Origin of the sequence: Methylacidimicrobium sp. AP8, assembly GCF_903064525.1 — a bacterium.
Lineage (GTDB): Bacteria > Verrucomicrobiota > Verrucomicrobiia > Methylacidiphilales > Methylacidiphilaceae > Methylacidimicrobium.
In genome coordinates, this window is record NZ_LR797830.1 from 397,392 (window position 1) to 423,657 (window position 26,266).

Consider the following 26,266-nt stretch of genomic DNA (forward strand, 5'->3'; position numbering starts at 1 on the left):
CTGTTTAGTAGGGGATCTTTTTTTCCGAGCGGTTCCAGAGGGCAAAGACTTCCCGGCAAGCGGGGAGATCGACGTGTTCGACCACCAAGCGCCGTTGTTCCGGAGGGAGAGCCAGCTCCGCCCAGAGCGAAACGTCCATGAAGCCCGCTTCCGCCGCCAGAGAGGCGGGAGCGCCGCAAACGACTCTCCGGATCCGGGCCCAGTAGACTGCCGCCAAGCACATCGGGCAGGGGTCGCAGCTGGCGTAGAGAACGCATTCCCCCAGATCGAACCGGCCGATGGTCCGGGCTGCGTCCCGGATCGCTTCGATTTCCGCGTGGGCGGTCGGATCGGGCCGGGCGGCCACCCGGTTGACCCCCCGCCCCACGATCGTTCCCCCGCGGACCACGACCGCGCCGAAGGGGCCTCCGTGCGCTCGAAGCACGTTCTCGGCGGCGAGCCGGGCCGCTTCTTCCAAAAACCGGATCTCCGAAGCGAACCGCTCGGCCGGGCCGCCTCCCGGCGGATCGGAGATGGGCGGGCTCATCGCGGGGGAGGCGCTCCGGTCTCCGGAGCGCGCGGAGCCAGCAGGGGGAGCAGCTGGGCGGCGGTGGCGATCGCAATCGCCGCCGGGCTCTTGTCTCCGGCCCCCGGAACTCCGATGGGGCTTGTGACCCGGTTCCAAGCCTCCTCCCCGAAGCCCGCATCGCGGAGCTCCTTCCGGAAGCGGGCCCGCTTGGCCTCGCTGCCGATCAGGCCGATGTAGCGGAGATCGGGACGGGCCAGAGCCGCCTCGAGGATCGCCAGATCCTCCGCATGGTCGTGGGTGAGGATCACCACGCAAGCTCCCGCCGCCAGGGAGGAGATCCACTTCTCGGGGATCGGCCCCGGGCAGAAGTGGAGGTTCGCGGCGGCATCGAAAGGCGGAAGCCGGCCGGGAAGCAGCATCTCGGGCCGGGAATCGACGAGAAAGAGCTCGAGCGGCAAAAGCGAGAGCACCTGCGCGAGCGCCCGGCCCACATGACCCAGCCCGAAGATCGCCACTTGCGGCACGTCCCGCGCGACCGGCTCGAGGAAGAGGGAGACCTCCCCGCCGCAGCATTGGGCGCCCCACTCCCCTTTCCCGCCCCCAGCCGCACCACGATCGAGCGCGGGATCTCCTCCCGGCTCGCGAGCATTTTCCGGGCCTCCGCAAGGGCGGTCATCTCCAGGTTGCCGCCGCCGACCGTTCCGACGCTCTCCTCCTCGGTCACGACCATCTTGGCGCCGACCGATTGCGGCGCGTGGCCGCGCACGCCGGTGACGGTGACCAGCACCACCCGCGGGTGGCTGCGCAGCAGCTCGCGGAGCGGATCGATCCAGGCCGTCGTCATGGGTGCGCCCTGGCTCCCGGGCGGACCCGCGGGGCGATCCGGGCCGCGGGGCGTGCTCGCCGCCCCGCCCGGGCCCTCCGGCGGGCGGCCTCGATCGCCCAATAGACCCGCTCCGGTGTGGCGGGAAGCCCGAGCTCGACCGGACCCGGGCCGAAGCCGGCGATGGCGGCCTTGAGCGCCTCCCGGACCGAGAGGGCCAGAAGGAGCGGGGGCTCGCCGGCCGCCTTGCTCCCCCCGATGGCGGGGCTCTCGGCACCGCTCGAGAAGAAGCGGACCGCGAAGCGGGGAGGAAGCTCGCTCCAGGAGGGCAGCTTGTAGGTCGAGGCACCCGCCGTCCGGAGCCTTCCTTGCCGATCCCAGAGGAGCTCTTCGCAGGTGACCCACCCCAGACCCTGGAAGAAGGCCCCTTCCACCTGGCCCCGATCGATCAGCGGGTTGATCGAGCACCCTACGTCGTGGAGGATGTCGACCGCCCGAATCCGGTACTCTCCGGTAAAACCGTCGACTTCGACCTCCGAGACGGCGGCCCCGATCGCAAAATAGGCGAAGGGGCGGCCCCGGCCGGTTTCCGGGTCGAAGGAGAGCCCCGGAGTCCGGTAAAACCCCTGGGCGAAGAGCGGGATGCTGCGGCGGTGCGCCTCTTCGGCCAACCGGCGGAAGGCGAGCTTGCGGATCGGCTCGTATTCACAGAAGACCTGACCCTCCGCGAAGCAGACGAGGAGGGGCGGACAGCCCAGGAGCTCGGCCGCGAGCGGCCGGAGGCGCTCCCGAAGCTGACGGCAGGCTTCGACCACGGCGGGGCCGTTGAGGTCGCAGCCGCTCGAGGCCGCCGTCGGCGAGGTATTGGGGATCTGGTCGGTCCGAGTAGCCGCCACCCGGACCCACTCGAGGGGCAAGCCCAGGGTGGCGGCGGCAATCTGGCGGATCTTCGTCTGGAGACCCTGGCCCATCTCGGTGCCTCCGTGATGGACCTGCGCGCTCCCGTCCCGGTAGAGCAGAACGCTCGCTCCGGCTTGGTTGAAATGGCCCTGGGTGAAGGCGATGCCGAACTTGACCGGGGTGATCGCGATCCCTCGCTTCCTGTAGGGGTCGGCCCGGTTGGCGGCCGCGATCTCGGCCTCCCGCTCGACGTAGCCCGCTTGCTCGAGGAGCCGGTCCCAGAGCGTGTGCAGCGATTCGGCCTCGCGGACCGTCTGGCCGTAAGGAGTCGTCTGCCCGGGCCGATAGAGGTTGCGCTTGCGGACCAGCGCGGGAGGCAGATCGAGGGCCTGGGCGATGTGGGTGAGAACCTCCTCGATGAGCGCCGCCCCCTGCGGGCCGCCGAAGCCGCGGAAGGCGGTCTGCGAGGTCTTATGGGTCCGGCAGACGAAGCCTGTCGCCTCGATCGCGGGAATCCAGTAGGCGTTATCGAGATGGAGCAGCGCGCGCCAGAGGACGCCCGCCGAGAGGTCCCGGCACCAGCCGCCGTCGGCGAAAAGCTCGGCCTGGAGGGCCAGCAGCTTCCCTTCCGCCGTAAAGCCGGCCCGGTATCGGCCCAGAAAGGGATGGCGCTTTCCGGTGAGGACCATGTCCAGGGCCCGAGGAAGCCGGACGCGGACCGGCCGGCCGGTCCGGCGGCACCCCAGGGCCGCGATCGCGGCGTAGGGAGACGCCTGGACCTCCTTGCCGCCGAAGGCTCCGCCCATCCGCGAACACTCGACGACGACCCGGTGCCGGGGAAGGCCGAGCACGCGGGCGACGATTTCCTGCGTCTGGCTCGGATCCTGGGTCGAGCTGCGGACGATCAGACCCCCGTCGGCATCCTCCCAAGCCAAGGCCGCCTGGGTCTCGAGGTAGAAGTGCTCTTGGCCCCCCATCGCGAGGGAGCCCTCCGCCCGGTGGGAGCTCGCTTCCCAGGCGCACCGGAAGTCGCCGCGGACGATCCGGAACGGCCCGGCCAGCCAGCTTTGGGCCGCGATCGCCTCCTCGAGCCCGACCAAGCCGGGGAGCGGCTCGTACTCCACCGAAACGGCCTCCGCTCCCCGCCGGGCGGCCTCCGGGCTCTCCGCCAGGACCCAAGCAACCGGCTGGCCGTGGTAGAAGACCTCCGTGGCCGGCAAGAGCGGCTCATCGCCGGCGCCTGAGCTCGTGTCGTTCTCTCCGGGGATGTCGGCCGCGGTCAAGACGGCTGCGACCCCGGGGAGCGCAAGGGCTTCCTTCCTCTCGATGCGCCGGATGCAGGCATGCGCATGGGGGCTTTGGACCGGCCATGCGTGGAGGAGGCCGCGGAAGCGCCCGGCGGAGTCGTCCGTGTAGGATGCCCGCCCGGTGACATGGTCGAGCGCGCTCTGGTGGGGCAGCGGCCGGCCGATCGGGCTCAAGGGGCAAGGAAGCGGGTCTGCCAATGGAACTTCTCCAGGAGGTTTTGCGCCAGGGCGAGCCGGTAGGCGGCGCTTCCCCGGTGGTCGTCGATCGGGGAAAGGGATCCGGCCAGGGCTTCCCGGGCGCGCTCGACCGCTGGAAGCTCCCACGGCCGGCCCGCGAGCGCCTCCTCCGCCGCCGTGGAACGGAGCGGGCGGTCGGCGACGCCGCCGAAGGCCAAGCGGATCCGCGCGGCCCGGCGGTTCGCGTCGAGGTCAAGGGCGGCACCCAGGGAGACCGTGGCGATGTCGTCGCTCGGCCGCTTGGCGACCTTGTAGAAGCGGACGATCGCAGGGTAGGGCTTGGGAATCCGGACGGAGGCGATCAGCTCCCCGGGGCGGAGGGCCGTTTTCCGATAGCCGTGGAAAAACGACGACAAGGGAAGCTCGCGGCTCCCTTCGGAGGAGAGGAGTCTGAGCCGGGCGTCTAGGGCGAGGAGGAGGGGAGCCGCATCTCCCACCGGGGAAGCGGTCGCCAGATTGCCCCCCAGGGTCGCCCGGTTCCGGATCAGCGGGGAGGCGAACAGGGGGAACCACTCCCGCAGTCCGGGCGGCGGATTGGGGGTCTCCGCAAGCCGCTCCTCGACTTCGCGCAGCGAGAGGGCCGCTCCGATCTCGATCCCTTGGGGCCCTTCCCGGAAGCCGCGCAGCTCGGGGATCCCCTCCAAGCTGACCAGGCAGGGAAAGCGCCGGAACCGGAGGTTGCGCTCGACCGAAAGGTCGGTCATCCCGGCCGCCCACTCCGCCTCCGGACGGCGGGCGGCGATCTCCCAGAGCCCTTCCAGCCGGGTCGGCCGCAGGAACGTCTCGGAGCCCGATTGCCAGGAGAGCGGAGCGAGCCGAGGCGCCGGTTGCGAAAGCCGGCGGAAGAGAGGATGCTCGGGGCCGAGCGGGGGAAGCCGGAGGGCCGCATCCCGGATCGGCCGATAACCGGTGCAGCGGCAGAGATTGCCCGAAAGCGCGTCGAGCGCGGCCGGGCCGCCTTTCCGGTCGCTCTGCTCGGCGAAGAGCGAGATCACGAAGCCGGGGGTGCAATAGCCGCATTGCGAGCCGCCCTCCTCCGCCAGCGCCTGCTGCGCGGGGCAGAGCCGCTCCCCTTGAGCGAGCGCTTCGACCGTGTAGATCTCCCGGTCGGCCGCGGCGGCCAGGGGGACCAGGCAGCTATTGATCGCGCGCAGCCGGGAACGGCCGCCCTCCTCCTCGAGCCAGAGGAGCGCGCAGGCGCCGCACTCCCCTTCGGCGCAGCCCTCCTTGGCTCCCGTCAAGCCGAGCGACCGGACATAGTCAAGGAGGGTCTCCCCCGGGTCGCTCGACGCGACCGTTCGCCGCATCCCGTTGACCGATAAGGCAAAGCTCATTCGATGCTATCGGCCCCTTTCTTTCCGGAAGCCGCCGCTGGTTCTTCTCTTCTGCTCGCTTAGACAAGCAGGAGGCGTGCCATCGGAGGAATGTACTCCAGATCTTTGGCATGCGAAAACGGGCAGTCGCCGGAAAACGATCCTGCGGCACGCGGGCGAACCGGCCTGGCGGCACGAAAGCTGCTATTGGTTAGCCCGAGACGTGAGGGCGGGGACCGTCAGGAAAGAATTCATTGCGGGGAGGCCATCGCCCCCCGGCAGCACGCGGACCGTGCTCGGCCTGCGGCACGCGCTGCTCGACCCGGTCGGCCACGTTCGCGGCGGAGTGCCGGGCTTTGCGCCCGAGGCCGCCGTCGTGCTGATTTCCCCCCGGCTGGGGGCGGGCTTCGTCCAATTCCTGGTCGACCTCCGGCCGGGCGAGGCGGGCGGATCGGGTCTTCCCGGCGTCGAGGGCTTCCTCTACCTGCTCGCGGGAGAAGCCGCGGCGGAGCTGGGGGGACAACCGGTTCTGCTCGCCGCCGGCGACTTCTTCTTTACCCCGCCGGGCATGGCCTGGCGCCTGCGGGCAGGCGCATGCGGCGCCCGTGCCGTCGTCTTCGAGAAGCCCTATGCCCGCCGGCCGGGCATCTCGGAACCGCCGCTTCTCGTCGGGCGGACCGGGGAGGTGGCGGGTCTGCCGTTCCTCGGCGATCCGGACGCGCTCCTCCGGACCTTCCTGCCCGAGGACCCCTCCTTCGATATGGCGGTGAACCTCTTCGAGTTCCGTCCGGGCGCCTCCCTCCCCTTCGTCGAGGCGCACGTGATGGAGCACGGGCTGCTCATGCTCGAAGGACGGGGGATCTACCGCCTCGAGGATGCGTGGTATCCGGTCGCGGCCGGGGATGCGATCTGGATGGCCCCCTACTGCCCGCAGTGGTTCGCGGCCCTCGGTCCGACCCCGGCGCGCTATCTTTATTATAAGGATGTGGGTCGCCATCCCCTGGAGGACGGCCGCGGGGAAGGGAAGATCGCGTGAGTCCTCTCCCTCTCCCGATTCGCTGCGATCGGGTCGAGGCGGAGCTCGCCGAGCTGGCGACCTTCTCCGACCCCCCGTTCCCAGGGGTCACCCGCGTGCTCTTCTCCGCCCCGGATCTGGCTGCCCGCCGGTGGCTCCAGGGACGCTTCCGCGCTGCGGGGCTCGAGGTCCGGGCGGATGCGGTCGGCAACCTCTTTGCCCGCTGGCTCGGCGAGGACCCCGGCCCGCTGGCCGTGGCGACCGGCTCCCACATCGACGCCGTCCCCCATTCGGGCCGCTATGACGGCACGGTCGGCGTCCTGGGGGCTCTTGAGGCTTTCCGTGCGCTGCGGGAGTCGGGATTCCGGCCGAAGCGCTCCCTCGAAATCGTCGTCTTCTCCGCCGAAGAGCCGACCCGCTTCGGGGTCAGCTGCCTGGGCAGCCGGGCGCTGGCGGGGCGGATTGGCCCCGAGGAGCTCGCGGCGCTGCGGGATGAAGCGGGGAGGAGCTTTGCCGAGCTGCGCGAGGCCGCGGGCCTAGGTCACCTCCCTCTCGCCGAACTCGCTCCCCCCCGCTACGCCGCCTTCGTCGAGCTCCACATCGAGCAGGGTCCGCTCCTCGAGCGGGAGGGAGCGGCGATCGGGGCCGTCGAGGCGATCGCGGCGCCGGCCGCCTACCGGATCCGTTGGCTCGGGGAAGCCGGCCATGCGGGTACGCTGCTCCTGGCCGATCGGCGGGATGCCCTGGCGGGGGCAGCCGAGGGAATCCTGGCGGTCGAGCGCGCCGCTCGGGAGTCGGGATCCGCCGACACCGTCGCCACGGTGGGGCAGATCGCCGTGAGCCCGGGGGCTCTCAACTCGGTTGCGGGCTTCGCCTCCCTCGGCCTCGACCTGCGGGACATCAATCCGGAGCGGCGGGAGCGGGTGGCGAGCGCGATCCGGGAGGCGTTCGTGGAGATCGCCGGGCGCAGGCGCCTGGAGCTTTCCTGGGAGAGGATCTATGAGGATCCGCCGGCCGCCTGCGATCCGGGGCTGGTGGCGCAGATCCTGGCAAGCGCCGATCGGCTCGGCCTGCGCGCCCGCAGAATGATCAGCCGGGCCTATCACGACTCCCTTTTCCTGGCCAGGCTCTGTCCGACCGCGATGATCTTTATCCCCTGCCGCGCAGGGAAGAGCCATTGCCCGGAAGAGCACGCCTCGCCCGCGGCGATCGAAGCCGGGGTGCGCGTGCTTGCCGACTGCCTCCGGGCGCTGGCGGGTTAGCCGGCGGCCTCCGACCTCTCCCGCCGCGTGAGGCTCACGTAGAGCAGCGCCGAGACGGCGCTTCCTACCGGAAACGCCAGATCGCCCCATTCCGGATGCGTGGCCGCCAGGGCTCCGAGGACCCAAGGCTCTTGGCGGATCCAGGGGAGGGAGGCGAGCACACCGCCCAGCCAACAGAGGAAGCCGATCGAGCCCGTGTCGAGCCTCGCGAGGCGGGAAACCCGCGGTCCAAGGTGAGCGATCACCAGGATCGGGAGGCGCGGGAAGATCAGGTAGGCGAGCAGGAAGAGGAGACCTTCGTAGCGCTGGTAGAATTCCCGGCGGCCGAGGAGAGCCACCGCTAAGCCGGCGACGCCGACCAGGAGCGAGGCCTGGTATCGGGGGAGGCCGAATCCCGCGCCCAAAAGGGAGAGGCCGGCCGAGTAGAGATTGAGCATGTTGGCGCTGATCGTTCCGATCACGATGGCTCCCGCGAGCAGGAGGTGGAGGGAGCCCGGCAGCAAGGGGAAGAGCAGATCGGTCGGGTTTTCCGAGCGGATCGTTCCCCCCAGGAAGGCGCCGAGGATTTCGATCCAGGTGGTCGAGAGAAAGGCGCCCCAGAACGTGTGCCGGAAGACCTGCCGTTCGAGCGAAGCGGCCTCGCGCTCGTAGCGGAGATAGCGGGAGTAGTCGGGGGCGAAGAGCATCCACCCTCCTAGGTAGGAAAGAGCGAGGCTTCCGGCGAGGAGCCATCCTCCGGGGACCGTCCCCCCGAGTGCCGCCTTCGGCGGCGGCGCAGCGCCGACCGGGAGCGGCAGCAGCGAAAGGGCCGAGACCACCGAAAAGAGGAAGACTAAGACCAGGAAGCAGACATCCCCCGCCCGGAGGATCAGCTTATGGCCGGCCGCGGCCAGCAGGATCTGGACGGCGGCCAGCAGAAAGATCGCCGGAGCGGGAGGGATCGAGACGACATGCTCGAGGGCGTAGGCCGCGACCACCGTGTTGACGGCAAACCAGGAGACGCCGTTCAAGAAGTTGATCCCGGAGAGCACACGGTTTCCCCAGCGGCCGAACCACGGCGCGCAGAGCGCCATCATCGGAAGGCCGTAGCGGACGCCGTAGGTGGAAAAGAGGCCGAGGAGAAGAGAGCCCAGGCAGTTGGCGGCCGCAAGGGCCAGCGCGGCCTTCCAGAGGGGGAGGCCGAGGAGAGAGGTGGCGATCGCTCCCGTGCCCAAGGTGGCGAGGTTGACGTTGGCGGCCATCCAGAGGCGGAAGAGGCTTTCGGGCTGGCCGTGGGCTTCTTGCGGGCAGACCTGCTCGATTCCCTTGGCCTCGAATAAGAAGCGGCAGGACCGGACGGGATCCGCCAGCGTCTTCTTCATCGGCCCCTGTAGGTTGTGTAGCTCCATGGGGTCACCAGGAGCGGCAGGTGGTAGGGGGTCGCTTCCCCGCTCATGCCGAAGCGGATCACGATCTCCTCGAGGAATGGCGGATCGTCCTGGCGCACTCCGGCCCGGGCGAAGTAACTGCCGATCGCAAAGAGAAGCTCGTAGCGGCCGGCGGGGAGATCCGGCCGGCCGGAAGAGGCGCAAGCCGCCCTTCCGTCGGCGTCGGTGCGGCCTTCGAAGAGGATCTCCTTCGATTCGGGCCGGCAGAGGCGCAAGAGCACGCCCTGGGCGGGCTTCCCATGGAAAAGATCGAGCACATGCGTGGTCAATCGGCTCATCGGCTCGGGTTGGCCTTAGAATTTATAAGCGACCGTACCCTGCACCCAGAACGGCAAGCCGGCCACGATCTGCTCGGTGTTGAACTCTCGGCCGAAGGTTACCCCCGGCCCGTAGGGAAACCAGAGATGCCGGTTGTCGGTCAGGTTGTAGATGTTCACCGCGAAATCCCATCGGGGTGTGGTGTAGTAGAGGCGGGCGTTAATCACATATTCGGTGGGGATCTCGAGGTTGTACGAATAGTCGAGATACTGGTTGCTCAGGACGAGCGCCGAGAGGGTCGCGCCCAGGCCCCCGTCGGTCTGGTAGGTGACCATGGCGCTCAAGGTCTGGTCGGGCCACCCGACGAAGGCGTACTTTCCGGGCGGATAGTTGGCGGCGTTGTTGAGCGGAAGCCCCTGGGCGAGGGCCGTAGAGGTCGAATAGGTCTGAAACTGGAAGGGGCCGACGGGCATTCCCGACCAGTTCTCCGTGCCGTTGGCGAGCATGTATTGGACCCGCGCCCAGAAGTTCTTGCTCGGCTGATACGTGAGCGCTAGCTCGAACCCCTTGATGTAGGAAGGGGTGGGAGGCATCCCCATGTTGGCGATGTAGAAATCCTGGCTGAAGCCTGCGGTCGTCATGTAGAGCTTGTCGGCCAGCAGGCTGAACTTGAGCCCTCCTTCGATGAGCTGGTTGACGAGCCGGAACTCCGCCCCATCGTAGAAGGGAGTATAGCCTCCCATCACCCCCACCGCACTCGTATAGCCCCAGTTGTAGTCGAAATAGACGGTCATCCAAGGGAAGGGCTTGTAGACCGGGCTCACGTTGACCATCGGCATGAGCACGGCCGCGTCGTAGCCCATCGAGAGGAAGGCCGGGGTGCCGGGAGGGGTTTGCGCCGTGAGGAAGAGAGTGGTCGCCCGGGCGCCGACCAGGAGGGTCAGCTGATCGGTGAAGTGGATGTTGTGCTGGTAGAAGGGGGCTACCTCCCAGAACTGCGAATCCTCGGTGAGCGAATAGCCGTTTAGGGGCTCGAAGTACCACCCGGGGGGAGCCGACGGGATCGGCCAGTCACCGCCGCCGAAGGCGAGGGGGTTTCCGATCCCGGCCGCAAAGGAGCTCGAGAGCTCGGCGTTCCAGAGGTAGGGATTGGCAAGGGCGGGATTGTTCGGGTTGGCGATGCTCCAGGCGTTCTGGATGCCGAAGAAGGAGACCCCCTCGTAGTCGAGGTTGCGTTGGAAGCCGAGCTCGACTCCGGCGTCGATATGCTGCTCAAAGAGCGCCTCTTCCGGGTGGAGGGCGGCCAGAACTTCCGTCCGGTTGAAGACCTCGTAGTCGCCCGTGATGTCGATGTCCTCCCACTGGGCATAGTCGATGAGCGAGCTGCGGATGTAGAAGGCGAAGGTGTTGTTCCGGATCCGCAGGTCGTCGTCGATCACCGCGTTCTGGACCAGCTGGAGCATGCCGCTCATCCCCAGTGCGCCCGAGGCCGGGTTCATCGCGGTCGACCGGAGGCTGATCGGCACGAGCGGCCCCGCGTAGGTGTTGAAGTTGGGAAAGCCGAAAGTGACTTGCGCGGGCGGCAGAGCACCGGTCTGGTAGAGGTCGTTATCGATGAGCTGATTGGTCGGCCGGTTCAGGAAGTCCAGAATGTTGAAGTTGTAGGTGCCGAAGTCGGAGTAGAAGTCGACCGAGTAGTTGTCGGTGGGACGGGCGCTCAGCGCTAAATAGAAGTTCTGCTGGTCGTTGTACTGATACTGGTAGTAGCTGCCGTTCTCCATTCCCATGTAGCTGAAGCGGTAGGCGAGCTTCTTCTCCTTACCGATCGGCCCGCCGATATCGGCCCCCCAAAGGTAGTTCTGGTACATGCCGGTCGTGTCCCAGACATAGCCCCGGAACCGGTCGAAGTAGGGCTGCTTGGTGATGTAGTTGACGGCACCCCCGTTGGCCTGCAGCTCGCCATAGACCGCGTTGGGCGGCCCCTCGATCACGTCCATCGACTCGACCATGTTGTAGTTCCAGGGAAGGTTCCACCAGCCGGCGTCCTGCATCGTCATCTGCATCCCGTTGATGAAACCCAGAGGCGGCATGCCGCGGATCATCGGAGCGAAGACGAGGTTGTTCCCGGCGGCGGCCGTCGAGCCGGGCGAGAGGAAGGCGGTGCTCACCGCGTCGAAGAATCCCTGGGTACCGGCCCCTTCGGTCTGCAGGATCGTTTTGTTGACCGGAAAGATCTGGCGCGGGGTGTCGAGGACGTTCATCGGCTCCCCGTAGGCCCCCGATTCGATCGGGGTGGCCGTCGGCAGCATCGATTCTCCGGGAGCCGTCGTCGTCACCTCCATGGCGGAGAGGGAGCCGCTCTTCCCGGCCTTCGGCGAGCCGGCCGGTGCCGAAACGGGCACCGGCGGGTCGGCCGGGACGGCAACCGGATCGCCGGGAAGGGCGCCTGCCGGAGGATCGGAGTCGGGAGAGGCAGGTTCCGGAGCGCTCCCTGGGGCAGCGAGAAGCGCCTCCGGAGCGATCAGCCAGAGGAGCAAGGGGAGCAGGTGCGTACCCGCCGGAGGCAGTGTTGCCGCGGCGGGCCCGAGATCTTCCGCCGGAATGCCCGGTTGGGCCTGCTTTTTCCGTCCCATTCCGAAGGGCACGTTAAGCAGTTCGCATGCCAAGCAGTGGCTTTTTCCGGCGTCCGTCGATGACCGAGAAAAGGGGGAACGGCGGGGAATGCTTCGGCCGATGTCCGGCGCGATCGGTCCCGATCTTCGGTTGGGATGCCCGGAGCCTGGCGGATTCTTGGCATTTCGGAAACGAATCCCGGCAGCAGAGGAGCGGCGCGCTTGCCGTCGGCGCTTTGGACCGCAACCGGCACCCCTGTTTTTTCGGCGAAGCGGAAGCTCCGCACGGTCTCCTACTCGAGATCGAAGGTCCGGTATTCGGAGATTCCCGCCTTCCGATAGATCTTAAGGGCCATTTCCCACAAGCGTTCTCCTACGGCTGGCAAAACGGGCTCGTCTGCTTCGCTCCCGCTTGGTTTTCCCTCCTCGCAGAATGTCTTCCGACAGCTCCGGTGGAAAACCTGCGCCCGCCTCGCACCCAAGCCCATTTGCGGCGCCTCGGCTACGAAATTTGTGAGGAATGGCCGTTAACAAACCGATCTTCCGATCGGTTTCCGCAACAGGATCGCGCCCCCATCGCTGGAGATCCGACCCGCGGTAAATCCCGCTTCCACCCGTCGCGAAAAATGCGCTGTAAACGCAAAAGTCTCTTGGCTACCCTCTGTCAGGGAAGGCCGTTTCTTTTTTCTGGTTGTAGTAACGTGTTGTTAACGCACTACCAGGGAAAGACGGCCTTTCCTATGCCCTTTTGCCGGATTTTTTGCCTTCCGCTATGCCCGCTCTCGGTGAGATATGGCGGGTAAGGGAGTCTTCCTGGCCCTGGAGGCTTCCTGCGCGACCCGCAAGGACGATGTGGAAAGGGCAAGAGCCCGATGGGCGATCCAGGCGAAGTCCGTAGCGGTGAATCCGAGGCTTGCGCGCGTTCCCGTTCTGCCGGTGGTGATCGGAAAGACCATCACCCAGGATGCACGGGAAGCGGCTAGGGGCCGCAAGATCTGGAGCGTAATCGGAGACGATCGGGAAACCACGCCCGAAGGCCGTTGAGCCCTCGCAGGGCGGGACGGCCGACCGCTCCCTCGGCGGCTCGCTTGGCTTGATTGTCGGCAGGGACTCTTTTGGCATGTATGTTGCTTGATCCGCTGGATAAATGCGTAGGAAAGGAGTGCGGTCCCCCCAGCCGGATGGAACGCCTTGACGGTGGCGGGCATGTCTAGCGACCATTGCTCACAAGCTTTCTCCTACGGCTGGCAAAACCGGCTCGTCTGCTTTGTAGGGCTTGGTTTTCCCTCCTCGGCAGTATGTCTTCCGACAGCTCCGGTGGAAAACCTGCGCCCGCCTCGCACCCAAGCCCATTTGCGGCGCCTCGGCTAGGAAATTCGTGAGAAATGGCCGCTAGTCCCACCGTTTGTGGGAAGAAGCCCTTTGCCGTTCCGCCGCTTTCGCGGATGACCCGCGCGCTCGCGCTGGTCGCTTCGGGCCGGCGGCCTCCCGATCTGATCGTGCGCGGCGCCCGGCTCCTTTGCCCCTATACGGAAGCGATCCTTCCGAATCGGGAAATCTGGATCTACGGCGGGCGGATCGCCGCGGTGCGCCCACAGGGATCGGCCCCGCCCCGTTGGGGCAAGCGGGAATATGACGTTCGCGGAGGGATCGTGGCCCCCGGCCTGATCGATCCCCACGTCCACATCGAGAGCAGCATGGTCGGGGCCTGCGCCTATGCCGAGGCGGCCCTGCGCAACGGGACCACCACGGTCTTCTGCGACAGCCACGAGATTGCCAACGTGCTCGGCCGAAAGGGAATCGAATGGATGCTCGAGGATGCCCGCCGCTCGCCCCTTTCGATCTTTCTCACGATCCCGAGCACGGTTCCCGCGACCGAGGACCGGCTCGAGACCGCCGGCGGCCGGATCGCTCCCGAGGATGTGGCTCGCCTCTTCGAGCGCTTTCCGGAAGCGGTGGCCCTGGGGGAAAAAATGGACTTCGTCGCGGTCGCCGCGGGCCATTCGCGCACCCATGCGATCTTGCGGGAAGCGCTCCGCCGGGGGCGGCCCGTCTGCGGCCATGTCTACGGAGAGGGGTTCGTGGCGGCTTACGCTGCCAGCGGGGTGACCGACACGCACGAAGCGTCGGACGGAGAGATTGCGCTGCAGATGCTCCAGTCGGGCATGTGGATCTTCCTGCGCGGAGGTCCTCCGCTCACCCCATGGCACAGCCTCCCCAAGGCGATCGAGGCGGTGACTCGGCTGGGAGCCGCTCCCAAACGCCTCTGCGTGTGCACCGACGACCGCGATCCCGACGATCTGCTTCTCTTCGGGCTGGACTGGGTGGTCCGGGAGGCTTGGCGTCACGGGCTCGGCCTTCCTCTCAGCTGGAGCTTGGGCTCGCTTCATCCGGCCCTCCGCTTCGGGCTGGACCACGAAGCGGGAGGGCTCGCTCCCGCGCGGCGCGCCGATCTGGTGTTGCTCGACGACCAGGGGCGGGTGCGGAACACCTGGCTCGGCGGGGAGCTCCTAGTCGAGGATGGAGAGATCACCCCGCAGCTCGAGGAAGTCCTTGGCGCGCCCTACCGCTATCCGCCCCGGGCCTACCGGACGGTCCGCTTGCCCGAGCGCAAGCTCTCCTCTCCTCCATTGCCGGAAGAACCGAGCCGCTTCCACCTGCTCGGGATCGACCCGCCGGGCATCCTCGTCCGCCACCGGACCGTCGTGGCTCCGGGGCGCGAGATCCTCCGGCGGGTGAGGGAGGAGGACCTCTGTTGGCTTGCGGTTCTCGAGCGGCACGGGAAAACCGGCGAGATCGCTTGGGGCTTGGTCGAAGGATTCGGCCTGCGGCAGGGGGCCGTGGCCTCGACCGTCGGCCACGATGCGCACAACCTCCTGGTCGCCGGGAAGCGGGTGGAGGAGATGGAATTTGCCGCCCGCACTTTGGAGAGCGTCCAGGGCGGAGTCTGCGTGGTCGCCGAAGAGCGGGTCATCGCGCTGGTCGAGCTGCCCGTCGCAGGGCTCCTCTCCGACCGGAGGATCGGCGAGGTCGCCGAGGCGATGCGGGCGCTGAAGGCCGCTTGGGACAAGGCGGGCTGCCGGCTCCCCTTCATGGGCTTCAACCTGCTCCCGCTCTCGGTGATTCCCGAGATCCGGCTGACCAACAAGGGGCTGGTGTTGGTCCCCGAAATGCGGCTGGTCCCCCTGTGGGAGAAGGCCCGCGGGAAACGTCGGAACGGTCAGCCGGTACCGAAGCCGACGCCCAGCTCGGCGAGCCAGCGCCGGTAGGCGATGGCCAGGCGATCGGAAGGAAGATGGAGCTCCGCCTGGAGGTCGAGCGGCAGAAGCTCGGGCCGCTGCGATTCGACGATCGGCCGGTCCTGCGCGAAGATCCGCTCCTGGTGCGCCCGGACCTCCTCGGGCCGGACTCCTTGCTGCGGATCCCAAAAGTTCCACATCCAGAAAGCGCTTTCGCGCGGGCTGATCGGGTGGACCGCGGCGAGGATGCCGTACCGCTTCCCCTCCCCGGTCTTCCGGAAGCGGGCCACCAGAGGCCGCAGGATCTCATAGGTGTAAGAGACCGTCTGCGCCCGGCCGCTTCCATCGGGATCGGGCTGCCAGATGGCGATGCCGGCGGCGACCCATCCGCCATCCGGCCTCCGCTCGACGCGGTACGCGGGGATCTCCGGCCGGCTCGGGTCGCCCAGGATGCCCGCGTGGGCGATCGGCAGGTGGGCCACGTCGAGAAAATTTTCCAGGAGGCGAGGGGCGGACGCGTTCACCCGGTAGGGGCCGCACCGGGTTTTGGCCAGAGAGCCCTCTTCCCACTCCGGAAAGGGCGGAGGATTTCCGGAAGGAGAGCCTAAGGAAACCCAAACCACCCCGTAGCACTCCCGAGCCGGGAAGGGGAGGAGGTGAGCTCGCCGCGGCGGGCGGACTCCCGGGTGGGCCGGGATCGCGACGCAGCGGCCCTCTTCGGAGTAGGTCCAGCCGTGGTAGGGGCAGCGGAGGCAGTTCCGCGCGACCTTCCCCAGCGAAAGACGCGCACCCCGGTGGAGGCAGAGATCGGGCCAGGCATGGACGCCACGCTCTCCGCGCCAGAGCACGATCTGCTGTCCCAGCAGGGTTGCACCAAAAACCCCTCCCGCGGGCAGCTCCTCCGAGGCCGCGATCGGGTGCCACTCGTCCAGAAGAGGATCTCGCATCGCACCCTCCGAAAGCAGCTCGCGTGCCACGGAGCGAGGCTCCGCTCGAGAGGTTATTCCGCCGTTCTCCGCTCGGAGGGCGTCTGGGAAATGCGCTCCCGGAAGAAGCGATAGAAGCGCTTGGGGTCGATCTGCCGGATCACCTCGACCCGCTGCTGCCCGAGTCCAGGCTCGCTCCCCGGCTTCCAGGTCAAGGTGTTCCCGTAGCCCGGGCCGTGGGAGACGTCGACGTCCAGGAAGAGGGTCTCCTTTTGGAGAATCAGGGAAGGATCGAGCCAGCCTGCGACCGCGACCTCATCCCACATCGGCAGCCCGATCCAGGCATATTGATTGAGGTAGCGGCCGACCGCCGAATTCCCTTCGCTCACCGCGGAGAGAAGCTCCCGGCGCATGACCGCTTGGATCCCGGCATCGACCGGATAGGCTTCCAGCCGCTTCCAGGGTGAGGTCAAGACGATGTGGGCGCCTTCGGGATCCCAGAAGAAGTTGAACTCGAACCGAGGATTGGTGCTCCATTCGGGATCGCTCGTCCGCGGATCGATGCTTGCGCCCATGAGCACGAGCTTCTTGATCCGTTGCGAAAATTCGGGATCGAGCCGACAGGCGAGCGCGATGTCGGTCAAGGGCCCCAGTGCCAGAAGGGTCACTTCTCCCGGGTGGTTTCGCGCCGTCTCGATGAGGAAGTCGGCTGCGAACCGGGGACTGGGCCGAAGCGCCGGCTCTCCTTCCACCGGCGCGGGAGGGCGGAAGGGATCCTCGGGAAACGAGAGGGGCGGGTGAAGCTCCTTGCCGAGGTAGGCCTTGTTCCAGGCTCCCTTGTAGAAGAGCTTCCCGAAGAGCTCTTCCCAGATCTCGGTCTCCTTGCGGGTCCGCAAGAGAGGATAGACGGCCCCTCCGACGACCGGAACCTCCCGCCGTCCGGCGATTTCCAAGAGCCGGAGCGTGTGCGCGATCCCCTCCTCCCGCCAGCAGTCCCCGCTGACCACGGTGATGCCCAAGAGCTCGACCTCCGGGGAGTGGAGAGCCAACAGGAGCGACTGCATGTCGCTCCCTCCCGGGCCCGCTCCGTCCTGGTCGATGACGACGAGCTCCTTGGCCTTCCCCTCCGCGCACGGGAAAAGCCAAGAGATCAGGAGAAGGAGAGGCAAGCCGGGAAAGAAGAGGAATCGATCCATCGCGGGGCGGCTGAAGAGTTGTTCAGGAAAGCAATCCGTCGATGACCGAGAAAAAGCGGGCGCCTAGCGCGATAGGCCCGGACCTTTCGGCGGGCTCCCCGGCGCCTTTGGCATTCTCGGCATTTCCCTGGTCGAAGGAAAGAGCATTCGGGCCGCCGGAGCGGGGATCGCCCCTTTTCGGGCGTCGGCTTTCCAATCGACATTGGCGAACTCGCCCTTCGGGAGGGAGCAGAGACCGGGCACTGCTCCCTTCCGCTCGCCGTCCGCCAATGCGGGAAAGCGGAAGGCGATGCCGGAGGAGCCTTCCCGAAGAAAGCGCGCTTGCTCGACCTCGATTTCCCGGGCCGACCCGCTATTCGCGAAGCTTTCCTCCGTTATGGCGGGATTCCCGTGGATGCGCTCCCGATGTTCCTCCTCGGGGGTCGGGAGCCGATCCGCTCCCGTGCACGGACCGAGGGCGGTCGCGGGCATGGGAAGCTCCTTACCTCGATTTCGAAGTTACGCCGGAGCCTGGAGCAAGGCAACAACCGGCGTGGGCCGTCGGATCAGCAAGGGAACCGATTCCCTCGCGAGCCTTCCCGAAAGGCGGGGAGCAGCCGTCCGGGGCCGGAGAACAAGGACTCCTGGAACCGGGCGGCCACCGGGAACCTCGGATCTTACCCTGCCGGATAGCGGTTCCCGCCGGCCGGAGGCAAGAGCAATTGGCTTTCCTCGGCTGCCACCCCCGCGACAGCCGCTCGCCCCGCCTCCCGAGCGAACTCCTCCGGAGCATCGAGGTCGAGGAGGACGCCATCATCCGGCATCGGCACCTCCCGGATCCAGGGGCCGAGCCGGGGGGCCAGCGCGCTGCCCCCGCAGTCTCCGACGAGGGCCGCCAGGGCCGCAAAGAGGCGCCGGCTCCATACCCAAGGGTTCCCCCGCCGCCCGCGATAGGTCGGGATCAGGATTCCGGCATCCCCGCCCGCGGCGAAGGCGCGGGCGAGCCGCCGCAGGTGGCCCGCGTCCACCCGCGGCATGTCGGCCAAGAGGATCGCCGTCGCCGGGCAGCCGTCCGGCAGCGCCGCAAGGCCGGCGCGGATCGAGGAGGCGATGCCTGTTCCCCACTCCGGATTCGGCCGGCAGGCGGCCCCGAGGTCGGCCACCGCCGCCGCGACTTCCTCCCCGCGGTATCCGGTCACGACGACGATCGGAAAGAGCCCGGCTTCGAGCGCCGCGCGTACCGGCCGGCGGACCATCGCTTCCCCGATGGGCAGCAGCAGCTTGTGCGCGGGCCGCATCCGCCTCGATCCGCCCGCGGCCAGCATGAGGGCGGCGATCCCCGCGTCCGTCCCCGCTTCTACCTTGGGCATGCCAAGAGGCGCCTCTTAGGTCGAGGCGCCGGCCAGCTCCTGGATCGCGCGGAGGATCCGGGGATAGGTTCCGCACCGGCAGAGGTTGCCGTTCATCGCGGCGAGGATCTCCTCGGTGCCCGGATGAGGCCGGGCCGAGAGCAGCGCGGCCGCCTGCATGATCTGGCCCGGCTGGCAGTAGCCGCACTGCGGCACCTGGTGGCGGATCCAGGCGCGCTTGACCGGGTGATCTTCCGGCAACCCCTCGATCGTCGTGATCTTGCCTTGGACCGAGCCCAGGGGGATCTGGCAGGAGCGGACGGCCTTCCCATCGAGGTGGACGGTGCAGGCGCCGCAGGCCCCGATCCCGCACCCGAACTTGGTGCCGGTCAGATGGAGATGCTCCCGGAGGACCCAGACCAGCTTGAGATCCTCGGGCGCGTCGACCGAATAACTCTTTTCGTTGATGACCAGGTGCATCGGATGGCTCGACCGTCCGGCTCCCATCTCCTAGGACAACCGCAAGGGGAGGCTCTCCGCCCGCCGCCCGGTCGCGGCGAAGAGCGCGTTGGCCAGCGCGGGCGCGGCCGGGGGAGTTCCCGGCTCCCCGACCCCTCCCAGCTCCTTCTGCCCTTGGATGAGAAAGACGTCGATCCGCCGCGGGGCCTCCCCCATCCGCAGGATCGGGTAGCTGTCGAAATTGTTCGAGACGACCCTCCCTTCCTCCAGGAGGATCCGCTCCTTGAGCGCGGCCGAAAGGCCCATCACGATCCCCGACTCCATCTGCGCCTTGACCGTGTCGGGGTTGACGAGCGGGCCGCAGTCGACGGCGCAGACGACCCGGTGGAGGATCAGCCCCTTGGGCTCGACGGAGATCTCGACGCATTGGGCGACATGCGATCCGAAGCAGCGGTGGTAGGCGAATCCGAGCTGCCTTCCGGGTCGAGGGCGGCCCCAGCCGGCCTTCTCGGCCGCGGCCGCCACGACCCGCTTGGCGTCGGGGTCGGAGAGCAGGGCGAGCCGGTAGTCGACCGGGTCCTTTCCGGCCAGCCGGGCCAGCTCGTCCAGGAAGGTTGCGACGGTGAAGGCGTTGTGGGTCGATCCGACCGACCGCCAGAACCAGACGGGGACCGCGAAGTCCTTCCGGATCCATTCGACCCGCAGGTTGGGGACCGCATACGGCAGGTTGACCAGCCGTTCCTAAAACCATAGACAACCATTCCCCTACCAGGGAAGATCGTCCACGACGTCGGCCGAACAGTGCTGCCGACGATTCGCGTGCCGGGGTTTCGCCGGCAAAGCCCGGGTAGCGCCCAATGCCCGCGATTTCGGGAGCAGAGGCGCGGGAGGCAAGCGGTTGCCTCCCGACCGGGCATGCGCTGCATGCGCCGCTTTGAGTCTCTTCCGAACGCCCGCCCAGAACGACCATACATGCCTCGTCCGATTCCTCGCGGGTAGGACGAAGGTGACATAGCCGCCATTGCGGGTCGGCACGACCGCCTCCCGCACGGACGGGCGTTCGGATAGACCCAATCCTCTCCGGGCGATGGCGTAGGCCGCGCCCTGGTGAGAGCTGATGCCATGACGGCGCGCGTGGTTGACCGCGCCGATCACGGAAGTGTAGGCCGGGTCGACTTCGATCCGTTCGACTCCGGCACGAAAGGAAGCCGCCTTGAGCATCGCGATCGTCTTGGCGTAGGCGAAGGAAGAGAGCGAGCGAGCCCGGACGCAATCGACCGCCTCCAGCTCGGCCCTCCGCTTGCGAAGATCCAATCGCTCGATCACGAGCGGCTTGCCCGATTCGGCGCAGGCCCGGGCGATCTGCCGGCACGCATCGCCGATCGCGGCTTTCGCTTGCTCCTCGCTCTTCCCATAGAGATGCAATCCGATCCTGCGGATTTCCACGAGATTCCCGAAGCGATCCGTTTCGGCCAAGGCAAGATGATCCGGGTTGCTGTCAACGCCGATCGCTCCGGCAAGGCGGCGTGTCACCAGGGCAACCGGTTGCGCCTCGACGCTTGCGAATACCCGCCACCCCTTCCGGTCCCGCACGAAGCGGTAGCTTACGGCAGCTCCCTCCCGCTTGCGGACGAGCTTCCCCGTCTTGGTTTGTGCGATCACGACCCGGCCGGCGGAGAGGGCCTGGAGGATTTCCTCCTGGCCGTAGGCCAAGCGCACGCCCTCGAGCACCAGGTGTTTGCTCGTGCTTCCCAATCCGTTCGGCAGCCGCAACCGCAGCCGCAGGCCGCCGTCCGGAGCGACCGTGGCTTGGCAGGACTGGTTGCCCGATGTCTCGTCCTTCGATCCGAGCACAAAGAACTGGCTGCTCCGCTCCGCCTGCCAATCCTTCTTCCATGCGGCATGGTCCGCATAGCCGTTCTCTTCCCGGGAAAACTGCTTGCGGAAGAGGCGTCGGGAACCGAAACAGAGCCGGACCCGGCCGGACTCCTGATCGGCCAGAAGCGCCTCGAGCTTCGCCCGCAGGACGGCAAGCCGCCGCTTTTTCTGGTGCACGACATTCGATCCCGGATGCTTCTCCTCCAGCCGGCCGACCGCCTCTTCCGCTTTCCGGATCCGCCATTTGGCTTCCTCGATCAACTCGGGCCGCCTTTCCCGGATCGAGGCGATCTTGCCTTCGAGCTCGACCCGAATGGCGTTGAACTTCCGGGAGGTGAGGCCGAATCGGCGCAGGAACGACCGCTTGAGCTCGTTCAGGGGAACGCCCGCCCGCATCCTGGCCAAAAGAGTCCGCTGCGCCCGCCCGTAGAGCGCCGCATAGGCGTCAAGACACGAAGTCTGCTCATGCGTCAACCTCAACCGGGTCTGGTAGGTGAAAACAGGAAGCTTACTCATGGATCGCTTTGAGCGCCTTCTCGGCGCGGTTCCGGGCGGATCGCTTTCCGTAAAGCCTGGCACACATCGAAACGATGACCTCATGCAGGTCGCGCACGATATCGTCGGTCATCTCGTCCGGATCGACCACTAGAACCGATCGGCTCTGCGCGGCCAATGCCGCTTCCACGTACTCCAAGCCGAAGCGCATCAGCCGGTCGCGATGCTCGACCAGGATGACGCCGATATTGGGATCACGGAGCAGCTCGATCATGCCCTTCCGATGGCCGTTCATTCCGGAGCCGACCTCCTTGACGGCCTTGATGATCGGCAACCGTTTGCTTGAGCGCAAATTCGGTCAGCCGAGCCAATTGCCGGTCCAGATCCGCTTTCTGATCGGAGCTGGATACCCGTGCGTAAAGGGCGACCCCATTGGGTTGCGAGGGCTCCGCATGCACGATCACCGTTCCGGTCGGCAACTGCTCGGCCGGGACGGGCAAACGCCCTTCCTTCCACATCCGCCAAGCTGTCTTGTAGCAAATGCCCTGCCGCTTGGCCCAGACACTCAACTTCACTTGAACAACATGCCATATTCAGCCACTTATGTCTAGAGTTTATTTAGCTGTTGTCAACCCTTCGACCGCCGCCGGATCGATGCCGTTCTTCATCCGCGCCGGGAAGGACTTGGCGAAGACGGAGGGAACCGCGATCCGGTGGATCCAGGCCGAGGGCATCCCCCGCTCGTCGAGGACCGCCTGCACCCGGCTCGCGTTCGCCGGCCGGTAGAACCCGGCAGCGAAGTCCTCTTCCCGCGAATAGAGCACCTTGACCGGGCGCCCGACCGCTTTCGCGGCCTCGACCGCGTCGACGACGAAATCGAGGGCCGACCGCCTTCCGAACCCTCCTCCCAGATATTGGGTATGGACGGCTACACGCGACTCGGGAAGGCCGCAGATCCGGGCGGCCGCCTGAGCCGCCCCCGTGGGGAACTGCGTCCCGGTCCATATCTCGCACCCCCCGTCTTTCACCCAGGCCGTGGCGTTCATCGGCTCGAGGGTCCCGTGGGCCAAAAAGGGGAGCCGGTAGGTCCGCTCGAGCCTTCGGGATCCCGACGCCCAGAGCTCTCGGGGGCGTCCCTCCTCGCGGGCCACGATCCCTTCGCCTTGGAGAGCGTCCACCAGCGCGGCCTCGGCCGAGGCGCTGCTCAGCTTCTCCTCGCCCCCCTCCCACTCGACCCGGAGCGCCTCCCTACCCCGGAAGGCCGCGCCGATCGTTTCGGCGATCACCGCGACCCCTTGGGAGAGGGTCGGGACGGCGATCACCCCGGGAAGCGCCTTGGCGGCCCGCGTGTCGACCGCCTTCGGCCGCGCCCCGAAGCGGGGCGGACGGAGGAACACGGCGTAGGCCAGCCCCGGCAAGCAGACGTCGATCCCGAATTGCGCCTTGCCGGCGACCTTTTCGGGGATGTCGAGCCGCGGGACCGGAGTGCCGATGTAGACGAACTCCCGCGGATCCTTGAGAGCCGGGCGGGCCGGGGGCCGTTCCCTCCGGGCGTGCCGCGCCATCTCGCCGAAGGAGACCGCATGGCCTCGGCCTTCGACTCTCCCCTCCCGGCACCGGATCCCGGCGGCGGGCTCCTTCCAGAGCTTGGCCGCCGCGGCGACCAGCATCTCCCGGGCGGCCGCTCCGGCCGTCCGCAGGCAAGCGTACATATGCCGGACGCTCGTGCTCCCGCCGGTCAGCAGCATCCCCCCCCATTTCGGGATCCCCGTAGCCGGGAAGGGCCGGCGCCGGCCGGACCTCGACTTGGCGGAGCGAGGCTCCCAGCTCATCGGCCAGAATCATCGGCAGGGAGGTGTAGACCCCTTGGCCCATTTCCGACTTGTTGATCCAGCAGAGCACCCGATCCCCGGGGGTGATCGTCAGCCAGAGATTCGGTCGGAAGTCGGCCGCCGGCTCCGCGGCGCGGAGCGCGATCGCCCCCAGCGGGGTGAGACCGACCGCCCGGCTGAGCCCGCAGCCTTTGAGGAATTCCCTCCGGTTCATGAGCCTCTTTCCCGCGCGGGCCCGCAGCCCGCTTCCCGGCGCCTCCGGAACGCAAAAGACTACGCCGGATCGGGACAAACGCCAAGCTCGCGTGCAGCCGCCCGGGAAGGAGTTCGGTGGGTGCCGTTCCCCGAAAGCCGCCCGTTCTTGACCGCGATCAGCTCCGCCAGAATCGCCGCCGCGATCTCCCCCGGCTGGCGGCCGCCGAGGTCGAGCCCGACCGGGCTTGAAAGCCGATCGAGCTCCCCGGGCAAAAAGTAAGGGGCGAGCCGTCGCCTCCGCCTTTCGGCATGCGCGCGGGAGCCGAGCGCCCCGACGTAGAACGCTGCCGAGGGAAGGGCGGCCAAGAGCGCCATGTCGTCGAGGGCCGGGTCGTGGCTCAAGGCGACGACGGCGGTCCGCGGATCGGGCCGCACCGCCGCCACGGCCTCGTCGGGAAGGCCGGGAAGGCGGCGGACGCCCGGCAGCAGGGAGGCCGAAGGCGCCAGCGCCTCCCGGGGCTCGCAGAGGAGCACCTCGTAGCCGAGTGGCTGCGCCATCGCGGCCAGGCAGCGGGCGATCTCCCCCGCCCCGATCAGCAGCAGCCGCAATGGAGGGCCGAAGATCGTGACGAGCCGTCCTTCCTCCAGGCGGGTCGTTTCGGCGGGACCCGCCTCCCGCCATCCGACGGCACCGTCGGCCAGCTCGAGGGAGCGCGCTACCGGCCGCCGGTCGGCCGTCCGGGCCAGGACCTCCTCGATCCAATCGCCGGAGCCGATCCGCTCGAAGACGACGCGGAGCGTCCCTCCGCAGGGCAGGCGAGGGGATCCGGCTTCCGCGGATCCCGGGCCGAACTCGACGACCGCCGGACGGGGGAGCGCTTCTCCGGCGCGGACCCGCCCGATCCATTCCTCCTCCACGCAGCCGCCGCCGACCGAGCCGGCCGAGAGGCCGTCGGAGCGGACCGCCCAAAGAGCCCCGGGCGGCCGCGGAGCCGGACCCGCGCTGTGCGCAATGGTGGCGAGGACCACCCCGAAGCCGGCCCGATGCCACTCAAGAGCCTGCCGCAACACCGCCAAGTTGGCCGAGTCCACGGAAGCGTTCCCTTTTCCTCACCTTTTATTAACGGAACTCCGTCCGCCCCCGCAAGCCGGGCGCCCGGCTACGCCAGATCGGCCGCATACCAGGCGCCGCGCCGCCGGACGCGGACCGGCATGCCGAAGGCCGCGCTGAGCGCGGGGCCGGTGAGCGTCCGCTCCTTCGCCCCCTCCGCGAGCGGCCGGCCGTCCCGGAGCAGGAGGACGTGCCCGATTTCAGGCAGGATCTCCTCGACGTGGTGGGTGACGAGCAGGAGGGTCGTGCCCGATTGCGCCAGGGCCCGGAGGCTTTCGAGGAAGCGGCGGCGGCTAGCCAGGTCGAGGCCTTCGCAGGGCTCGTCGAGCAGCAGGGCCCGGGGGCGGTGCACCAGGGCGCGGGCGATCACCACCTTTCTGGCCTCTCCGCCCGAGAGGCTGTCCATCTCCCGGCCGGCCAGGTGGGCCGCGCCGAGCCGCTCGAGCGCTTCCCTCGCCCGCCGGCGCATCTCCGCGGTCGCCCGGTGGCCCGGGCCCAAGCCCCGGGACGCGAAAAAGCCCGAGACCACCGCTTCGAAGGCTTCCAGCGGCGGCTCGCCCAGCAGCTCGCGCTCTTGCGCGGGCGAGACGATGCCCAGCAGGCTCCGGAGCTCGGAAAGCTGCCAATGGTTCCGGCCGAAGATCCGGACCTCGCCGGCGCTCTCCGCCCCCACCGAGGGATAGAGCTCGCGCGCGATCAGCTTCACCAGGGTCGATTTGCCCGAGCCGTTAGGCCCGAGGATCGCCGTGTGCCGGCCGGCCGGCAGCCGGAGGCTGAGCCGGTCGAGGATCCAGCGCCCGCCGCGCCGGACGCCGGCCCGGTCGATCTCGAGCAGCGGGCTCTCGGAGGCCGCGCCGCGGGAGGGGAATGGGTGCTCATGCCGAGGATCCTCCCGGCGGAAGGGAAGGCTGGCAAGCCTGGGAGCGCGGTCCGGGCGCCGCCCTTCCCGGCAGCCGGGCCGACCCTCCGGAGGAGCGATCAGCCGCCGGCGGGGGGCCGGGGGACCGCCTCCCGGGCCTTGGCGACCACGAAGCCCGCCTCGCGCAGCGCTTGGGCGGCGTCCTCCCGGCTGTAGCTCTCGGTCGGAATGAAGTCGATATCCCCGTAGAAGGAAAGCTCCCGCTCCTTCCGCAGCCGGGCGGAGATCCGGGCGAGCTCCTCGACGTGCGCGCGGACGGGCGGGGCCAGCAAGTCCCGGTGCGCCCGCAGGAGTGCCGAGACATCGTGGACGTGGGGCGGCTCGATCCCCGCCTGGCGGAGGACCGCCTTCAAGGCGAGCTCGACGGCTTCCTGCGCCTCCCGGATCACATCGGAGTAATCCCCGCCCTCGAGGAGGTGGGCGAGGAAGCCCAGTCGCGCCTCGGCCTTCCGCAGGTAGCTCTGCGCCAACGATTCGGCCGTCATCGCCTTGCGCCCCGGCTCCGTTAGATCTCGATCGGTTCCCCCGGGAGGCGGCCGGGCCGGAGCACCCAGTACCAGGCGTTCCCGCTCCAGATCCGCCGCGCCCCGTGGCGGGCCAGCCGCTCGCGCATCCGCCGCAGGGCCTCCGCGAGCACCCCCTGCGGATCCCAGAGGATCCGGGCGTCCTCGGTCATGTCGAAGAGGATCGGGCTTCCGGCCGCCAGCTCCGCCGGCGTCTTGAAGAGCGGCGACCATTCGGTGGAGATTCCCAAGGCCCGCGCCTCCTCAAGCGCGGGGGCGAGCTCCCGTTCGACCGGCTCCCATTCGGCGACCCGGGCCATCCTTCCGCGGGGGAGGGGATCGGCGACCAGCAGGAAATCGATGTCCGAATCGGGCCGCATCCTGCCCCGGCCGACCGATCCATAGACCGCCAGAGCCGAGAGCCGCGGTCCGTAGGCGCGCCGGACGGCCGCCGTCAGCCGCCGCAGGAGCTCCTCGAAGCCTTGCGGGAAGCGGGGATCGAAGTTCCCCTCCATGGCTCCGA

24 protein-coding genes and 2 pseudogenes are annotated in these 26,266 nt (G+C 68.3%); 5 read left to right on the forward strand and 21 right to left on the reverse strand.

The window, feature by feature from the left end; translation table 11 throughout:
* Positions 1-4: 4 nt before the first annotated feature.
* The 5 genes and pseudogenes from MTHMO_RS01785 to MTHMO_RS01800 all read right to left on the reverse strand — a co-directional run bounded on the left by MTHMO_RS01785 (position 5) and on the right by MTHMO_RS01800 (position 5,109).
* Positions 5-526 carry a nucleoside deaminase gene (locus tag MTHMO_RS01785; RefSeq protein ID WP_202213265.1) on the reverse strand — a complete coding sequence of 174 codons (522 nt, stop codon included), beginning with the start codon at positions 524-526 and terminating at the stop codon, positions 5-7.
* Positions 523-1,032, reverse strand: coding sequence for an XdhC family protein (locus MTHMO_RS11175; RefSeq protein WP_370568179.1), 510 nt, complete (start codon positions 1,030-1,032; stop codon positions 523-525). Before MTHMO_RS11175 ends, MTHMO_RS01785 begins: the two co-directional genes overlap by 4 nt.
* A gap of 167 nt (positions 1,033-1,199) precedes the next feature.
* Positions 1,200-1,352: pseudogene (locus MTHMO_RS11180) on the reverse strand (XdhC family protein); the annotation flags it as partial.
* A complete protein-coding gene (xdhB, locus tag MTHMO_RS01795) occupies positions 1,349-3,736 on the reverse strand; it encodes a xanthine dehydrogenase molybdopterin binding subunit (protein ID WP_237394699.1) in 2,388 nt (795 codons plus the stop codon). The gene xdhB and the pseudogene MTHMO_RS11180, both read right to left, overlap by 4 nt.
* Positions 3,709-5,109, reverse strand: coding sequence for a xanthine dehydrogenase small subunit (locus MTHMO_RS01800; protein ID WP_202213266.1), 1,401 nt, complete (start codon positions 5,107-5,109; stop codon positions 3,709-3,711). Before MTHMO_RS01800 ends, xdhB begins: the two co-directional genes overlap by 28 nt.
* Positions 5,110-5,311: 202 nt before the next feature.
* On the opposite strand from MTHMO_RS01800, the gene allE reads away from it, so the two are divergent.
* The gene (allE, locus tag MTHMO_RS01805) at positions 5,312-6,124 is read left to right on the forward strand and encodes a (S)-ureidoglycine aminohydrolase (protein ID WP_237394700.1); all 813 of its coding nucleotides are present in this window, start codon (positions 5,312-5,314) and stop codon (positions 6,122-6,124) included.
* Positions 6,121-7,365 (forward strand): M20 family metallo-hydrolase, encoded by a 1,245-nt coding sequence (locus MTHMO_RS01810; protein WP_202213267.1) that lies wholly within the window; start codon positions 6,121-6,123, stop codon positions 7,363-7,365. The genes allE and MTHMO_RS01810 overlap by 4 nt, the downstream gene beginning before the upstream one ends.
* Here the strand turns inward: MTHMO_RS01810 and MTHMO_RS01815 are convergent.
* The 3 genes from MTHMO_RS01815 to MTHMO_RS01825 are packed head-to-tail and all read right to left on the reverse strand — an operon-like array spanning position 7,362 to position 11,716.
* Positions 7,362-8,726 (reverse strand): cytosine permease, encoded by a 1,365-nt coding sequence (locus MTHMO_RS01815; RefSeq protein WP_202213268.1) that lies wholly within the window; start codon positions 8,724-8,726, stop codon positions 7,362-7,364. The genes MTHMO_RS01810 and MTHMO_RS01815 overlap by 4 nt on opposite strands.
* Entirely contained in the window at positions 8,723-9,070 is a 348-nt protein-coding gene (uraH, locus tag MTHMO_RS01820) for a hydroxyisourate hydrolase (RefSeq protein ID WP_202213269.1), read from the reverse strand. The genes MTHMO_RS01815 and uraH overlap by 4 nt, the downstream gene beginning before the upstream one ends.
* A gap of 15 nt (positions 9,071-9,085) precedes the next feature.
* A complete protein-coding gene (locus tag MTHMO_RS01825) occupies positions 9,086-11,716 on the reverse strand; it encodes a TonB-dependent receptor (RefSeq protein ID WP_237394701.1) in 2,631 nt (876 codons plus the stop codon).
* A 738-nt stretch (positions 11,717-12,454) separates the two neighbouring features.
* Here MTHMO_RS01825 and MTHMO_RS01830 point away from each other — a divergent pair.
* Complete coding sequence (locus tag MTHMO_RS01830) at positions 12,455-12,706, forward strand: hypothetical protein (RefSeq protein WP_202213270.1); 252 nt, start codon at positions 12,455-12,457, stop codon at positions 12,704-12,706.
* A gap of 341 nt (positions 12,707-13,047) precedes the next feature.
* A complete protein-coding gene (locus MTHMO_RS01835) occupies positions 13,048-14,931 on the forward strand; it encodes an adenine deaminase (RefSeq protein WP_202213271.1) in 1,884 nt (627 codons plus the stop codon).
* On the opposite strand, the gene MTHMO_RS01840 is transcribed toward MTHMO_RS01835, so the two are convergent.
* The 6 genes from MTHMO_RS01840 to MTHMO_RS01865 all read right to left on the reverse strand — a co-directional run bounded on the left by MTHMO_RS01840 (position 14,883) and on the right by MTHMO_RS01865 (position 19,335).
* Positions 14,883-15,848 (reverse strand): aromatic ring-hydroxylating dioxygenase subunit alpha, encoded by a 966-nt coding sequence (locus tag MTHMO_RS01840; RefSeq protein ID WP_202213272.1) that lies wholly within the window; start codon positions 15,846-15,848, stop codon positions 14,883-14,885. The genes MTHMO_RS01835 and MTHMO_RS01840 overlap by 49 nt on opposite strands.
* A gap of 53 nt (positions 15,849-15,901) precedes the next feature.
* Positions 15,902-17,023, reverse strand: a complete 1,122-nt coding sequence (locus tag MTHMO_RS01845) for a nucleoside hydrolase (RefSeq protein ID WP_202213273.1) — start codon at positions 17,021-17,023, stop codon at positions 15,902-15,904.
* A 63-nt stretch (positions 17,024-17,086) separates the two neighbouring features.
* The gene (locus MTHMO_RS01850; RefSeq protein WP_202213274.1) at positions 17,087-17,494 is read right to left on the reverse strand and encodes a hypothetical protein; all 408 of its coding nucleotides are present in this window, start codon (positions 17,492-17,494) and stop codon (positions 17,087-17,089) included.
* A 185-nt stretch (positions 17,495-17,679) separates the two neighbouring features.
* Positions 17,680-18,372 carry an NTP transferase domain-containing protein gene (locus MTHMO_RS01855; RefSeq protein ID WP_202213275.1) on the reverse strand — a complete coding sequence of 231 codons (693 nt, stop codon included), beginning with the start codon at positions 18,370-18,372 and terminating at the stop codon, positions 17,680-17,682.
* Between the two features lie 15 nt (positions 18,373-18,387).
* On the reverse strand, positions 18,388-18,858 hold the full coding sequence (locus tag MTHMO_RS01860) for a (2Fe-2S)-binding protein (protein ID WP_370568180.1): 471 nt from the start codon (positions 18,856-18,858) through the stop codon (positions 18,388-18,390).
* 3 nt (positions 18,859-18,861) lie between these two features.
* Positions 18,862-19,335, reverse strand: a complete 474-nt coding sequence (locus tag MTHMO_RS01865; RefSeq protein WP_202213276.1) for a molybdopterin cofactor-binding domain-containing protein — start codon at positions 19,333-19,335, stop codon at positions 18,862-18,864.
* Positions 19,336-19,432: 97 nt separating this feature from the next.
* On the opposite strand from MTHMO_RS01865, the gene MTHMO_RS11080 reads away from it, so the two are divergent.
* Positions 19,433-19,555 (forward strand): hypothetical protein, encoded by a 123-nt coding sequence (locus MTHMO_RS11080; RefSeq protein WP_255535337.1) that lies wholly within the window; start codon positions 19,433-19,435, stop codon positions 19,553-19,555.
* Positions 19,556-19,575: 20 nt separating this feature from the next.
* Here the strand turns inward: MTHMO_RS11080 and MTHMO_RS01870 are convergent, their stop codons facing one another.
* The 7 genes and pseudogenes from MTHMO_RS01870 to MTHMO_RS01900 all read right to left on the reverse strand — a co-directional run bounded on the left by MTHMO_RS01870 (position 19,576) and on the right by MTHMO_RS01900 (position 26,258).
* Positions 19,576-21,204, reverse strand: a complete 1,629-nt coding sequence (locus tag MTHMO_RS01870) for a transposase (protein WP_202213277.1) — start codon at positions 21,202-21,204, stop codon at positions 19,576-19,578.
* Positions 21,197-21,758, reverse strand: a pseudogene (locus MTHMO_RS01875) (IS607 family transposase). Before MTHMO_RS01875 ends, MTHMO_RS01870 begins: the two are co-directional and overlap by 8 nt.
* A gap of 39 nt (positions 21,759-21,797) precedes the next feature.
* On the reverse strand, positions 21,798-23,015 hold the full coding sequence (locus tag MTHMO_RS01880; RefSeq protein ID WP_202213278.1) for a xanthine dehydrogenase family protein molybdopterin-binding subunit: 1,218 nt from the start codon (positions 23,013-23,015) through the stop codon (positions 21,798-21,800).
* Positions 23,016-23,288: 273 nt separating this feature from the next.
* Positions 23,289-24,302, reverse strand: coding sequence for an XdhC family protein (locus tag MTHMO_RS01885; protein ID WP_202213279.1), 1,014 nt, complete (start codon positions 24,300-24,302; stop codon positions 23,289-23,291).
* A 68-nt stretch (positions 24,303-24,370) separates the two neighbouring features.
* The gene (locus MTHMO_RS01890; RefSeq protein ID WP_202214805.1) at positions 24,371-25,156 is read right to left on the reverse strand and encodes an ABC transporter ATP-binding protein; all 786 of its coding nucleotides are present in this window, start codon (positions 25,154-25,156) and stop codon (positions 24,371-24,373) included.
* 143 nt (positions 25,157-25,299) lie between these two features.
* Entirely contained in the window at positions 25,300-25,725 is a 426-nt protein-coding gene (locus tag MTHMO_RS01895; protein ID WP_202213280.1) for a HEPN domain-containing protein, read from the reverse strand.
* A 20-nt stretch (positions 25,726-25,745) separates the two neighbouring features.
* On the reverse strand, positions 25,746-26,258 hold the full coding sequence (locus tag MTHMO_RS01900; RefSeq protein WP_202213281.1) for a nucleotidyltransferase domain-containing protein: 513 nt from the start codon (positions 26,256-26,258) through the stop codon (positions 25,746-25,748).
* Positions 26,259-26,266 lie beyond the last annotated feature (8 nt).

What these genes read in the sequence shown, in the direction of transcription:
- MTHMO_RS01785 (WP_202213265.1), bottom strand. Translation starts at nt 526, where the DNA reads ATGAGCCCGCCCATCTCCGATCCGCCGGGAGGCGGCCCGGCCGAGCGG.
- MTHMO_RS01800 (WP_202213266.1), bottom strand. Translation starts at nt 5,109, where the DNA reads ATGAGCTTTGCCTTATCGGTCAACGGGATGCGGCGAACGGTCGCGTCG.
- MTHMO_RS01815 (WP_202213268.1), bottom strand. Translation starts at nt 8,726, where the DNA reads ATGAAGAAGACGCTGGCGGATCCCGTCCGGTCCTGCCGCTTCTTATTC.
- uraH (WP_202213269.1), bottom strand. Translation starts at nt 9,070, where the DNA reads ATGAGCCGATTGACCACGCATGTGCTCGATCTTTTCCATGGGAAGCCC.
- MTHMO_RS01830 (WP_202213270.1), top strand. Translation starts at nt 12,455, where the DNA reads ATGGCGGGTAAGGGAGTCTTCCTGGCCCTGGAGGCTTCCTGCGCGACC.
- MTHMO_RS01835 (WP_202213271.1), top strand. Translation starts at nt 13,048, where the DNA reads ATGGCCGCTAGTCCCACCGTTTGTGGGAAGAAGCCCTTTGCCGTTCCG.
- MTHMO_RS01840 (WP_202213272.1), bottom strand. Translation starts at nt 15,848, where the DNA reads ATGCGAGATCCTCTTCTGGACGAGTGGCACCCGATCGCGGCCTCGGAG.
- MTHMO_RS01845 (WP_202213273.1), bottom strand. Translation starts at nt 17,023, where the DNA reads ATGGATCGATTCCTCTTCTTTCCCGGCTTGCCTCTCCTTCTCCTGATC.
- MTHMO_RS01850 (WP_202213274.1), bottom strand. Translation starts at nt 17,494, where the DNA reads ATGCCCGCGACCGCCCTCGGTCCGTGCACGGGAGCGGATCGGCTCCCG.
- MTHMO_RS01855 (WP_202213275.1), bottom strand. Translation starts at nt 18,372, where the DNA reads ATGCCCAAGGTAGAAGCGGGGACGGACGCGGGGATCGCCGCCCTCATG.
- MTHMO_RS01860 (WP_370568180.1), bottom strand. Translation starts at nt 18,858, where the DNA reads ATGGGAGCCGGACGGTCGAGCCATCCGATGCACCTGGTCATCAACGAA.
- MTHMO_RS01870 (WP_202213277.1), bottom strand. Translation starts at nt 21,204, where the DNA reads ATGAGTAAGCTTCCTGTTTTCACCTACCAGACCCGGTTGAGGTTGACG.
- MTHMO_RS01880 (WP_202213278.1), bottom strand. Translation starts at nt 23,015, where the DNA reads ATGAGCTGGGAGCCTCGCTCCGCCAAGTCGAGGTCCGGCCGGCGCCGG.
- MTHMO_RS01895 (WP_202213280.1), bottom strand. Translation starts at nt 25,725, where the DNA reads ATGACGGCCGAATCGTTGGCGCAGAGCTACCTGCGGAAGGCCGAGGCG.
- MTHMO_RS01900 (WP_202213281.1), bottom strand. Translation starts at nt 26,258, where the DNA reads ATGGAGGGGAACTTCGATCCCCGCTTCCCGCAAGGCTTCGAGGAGCTC.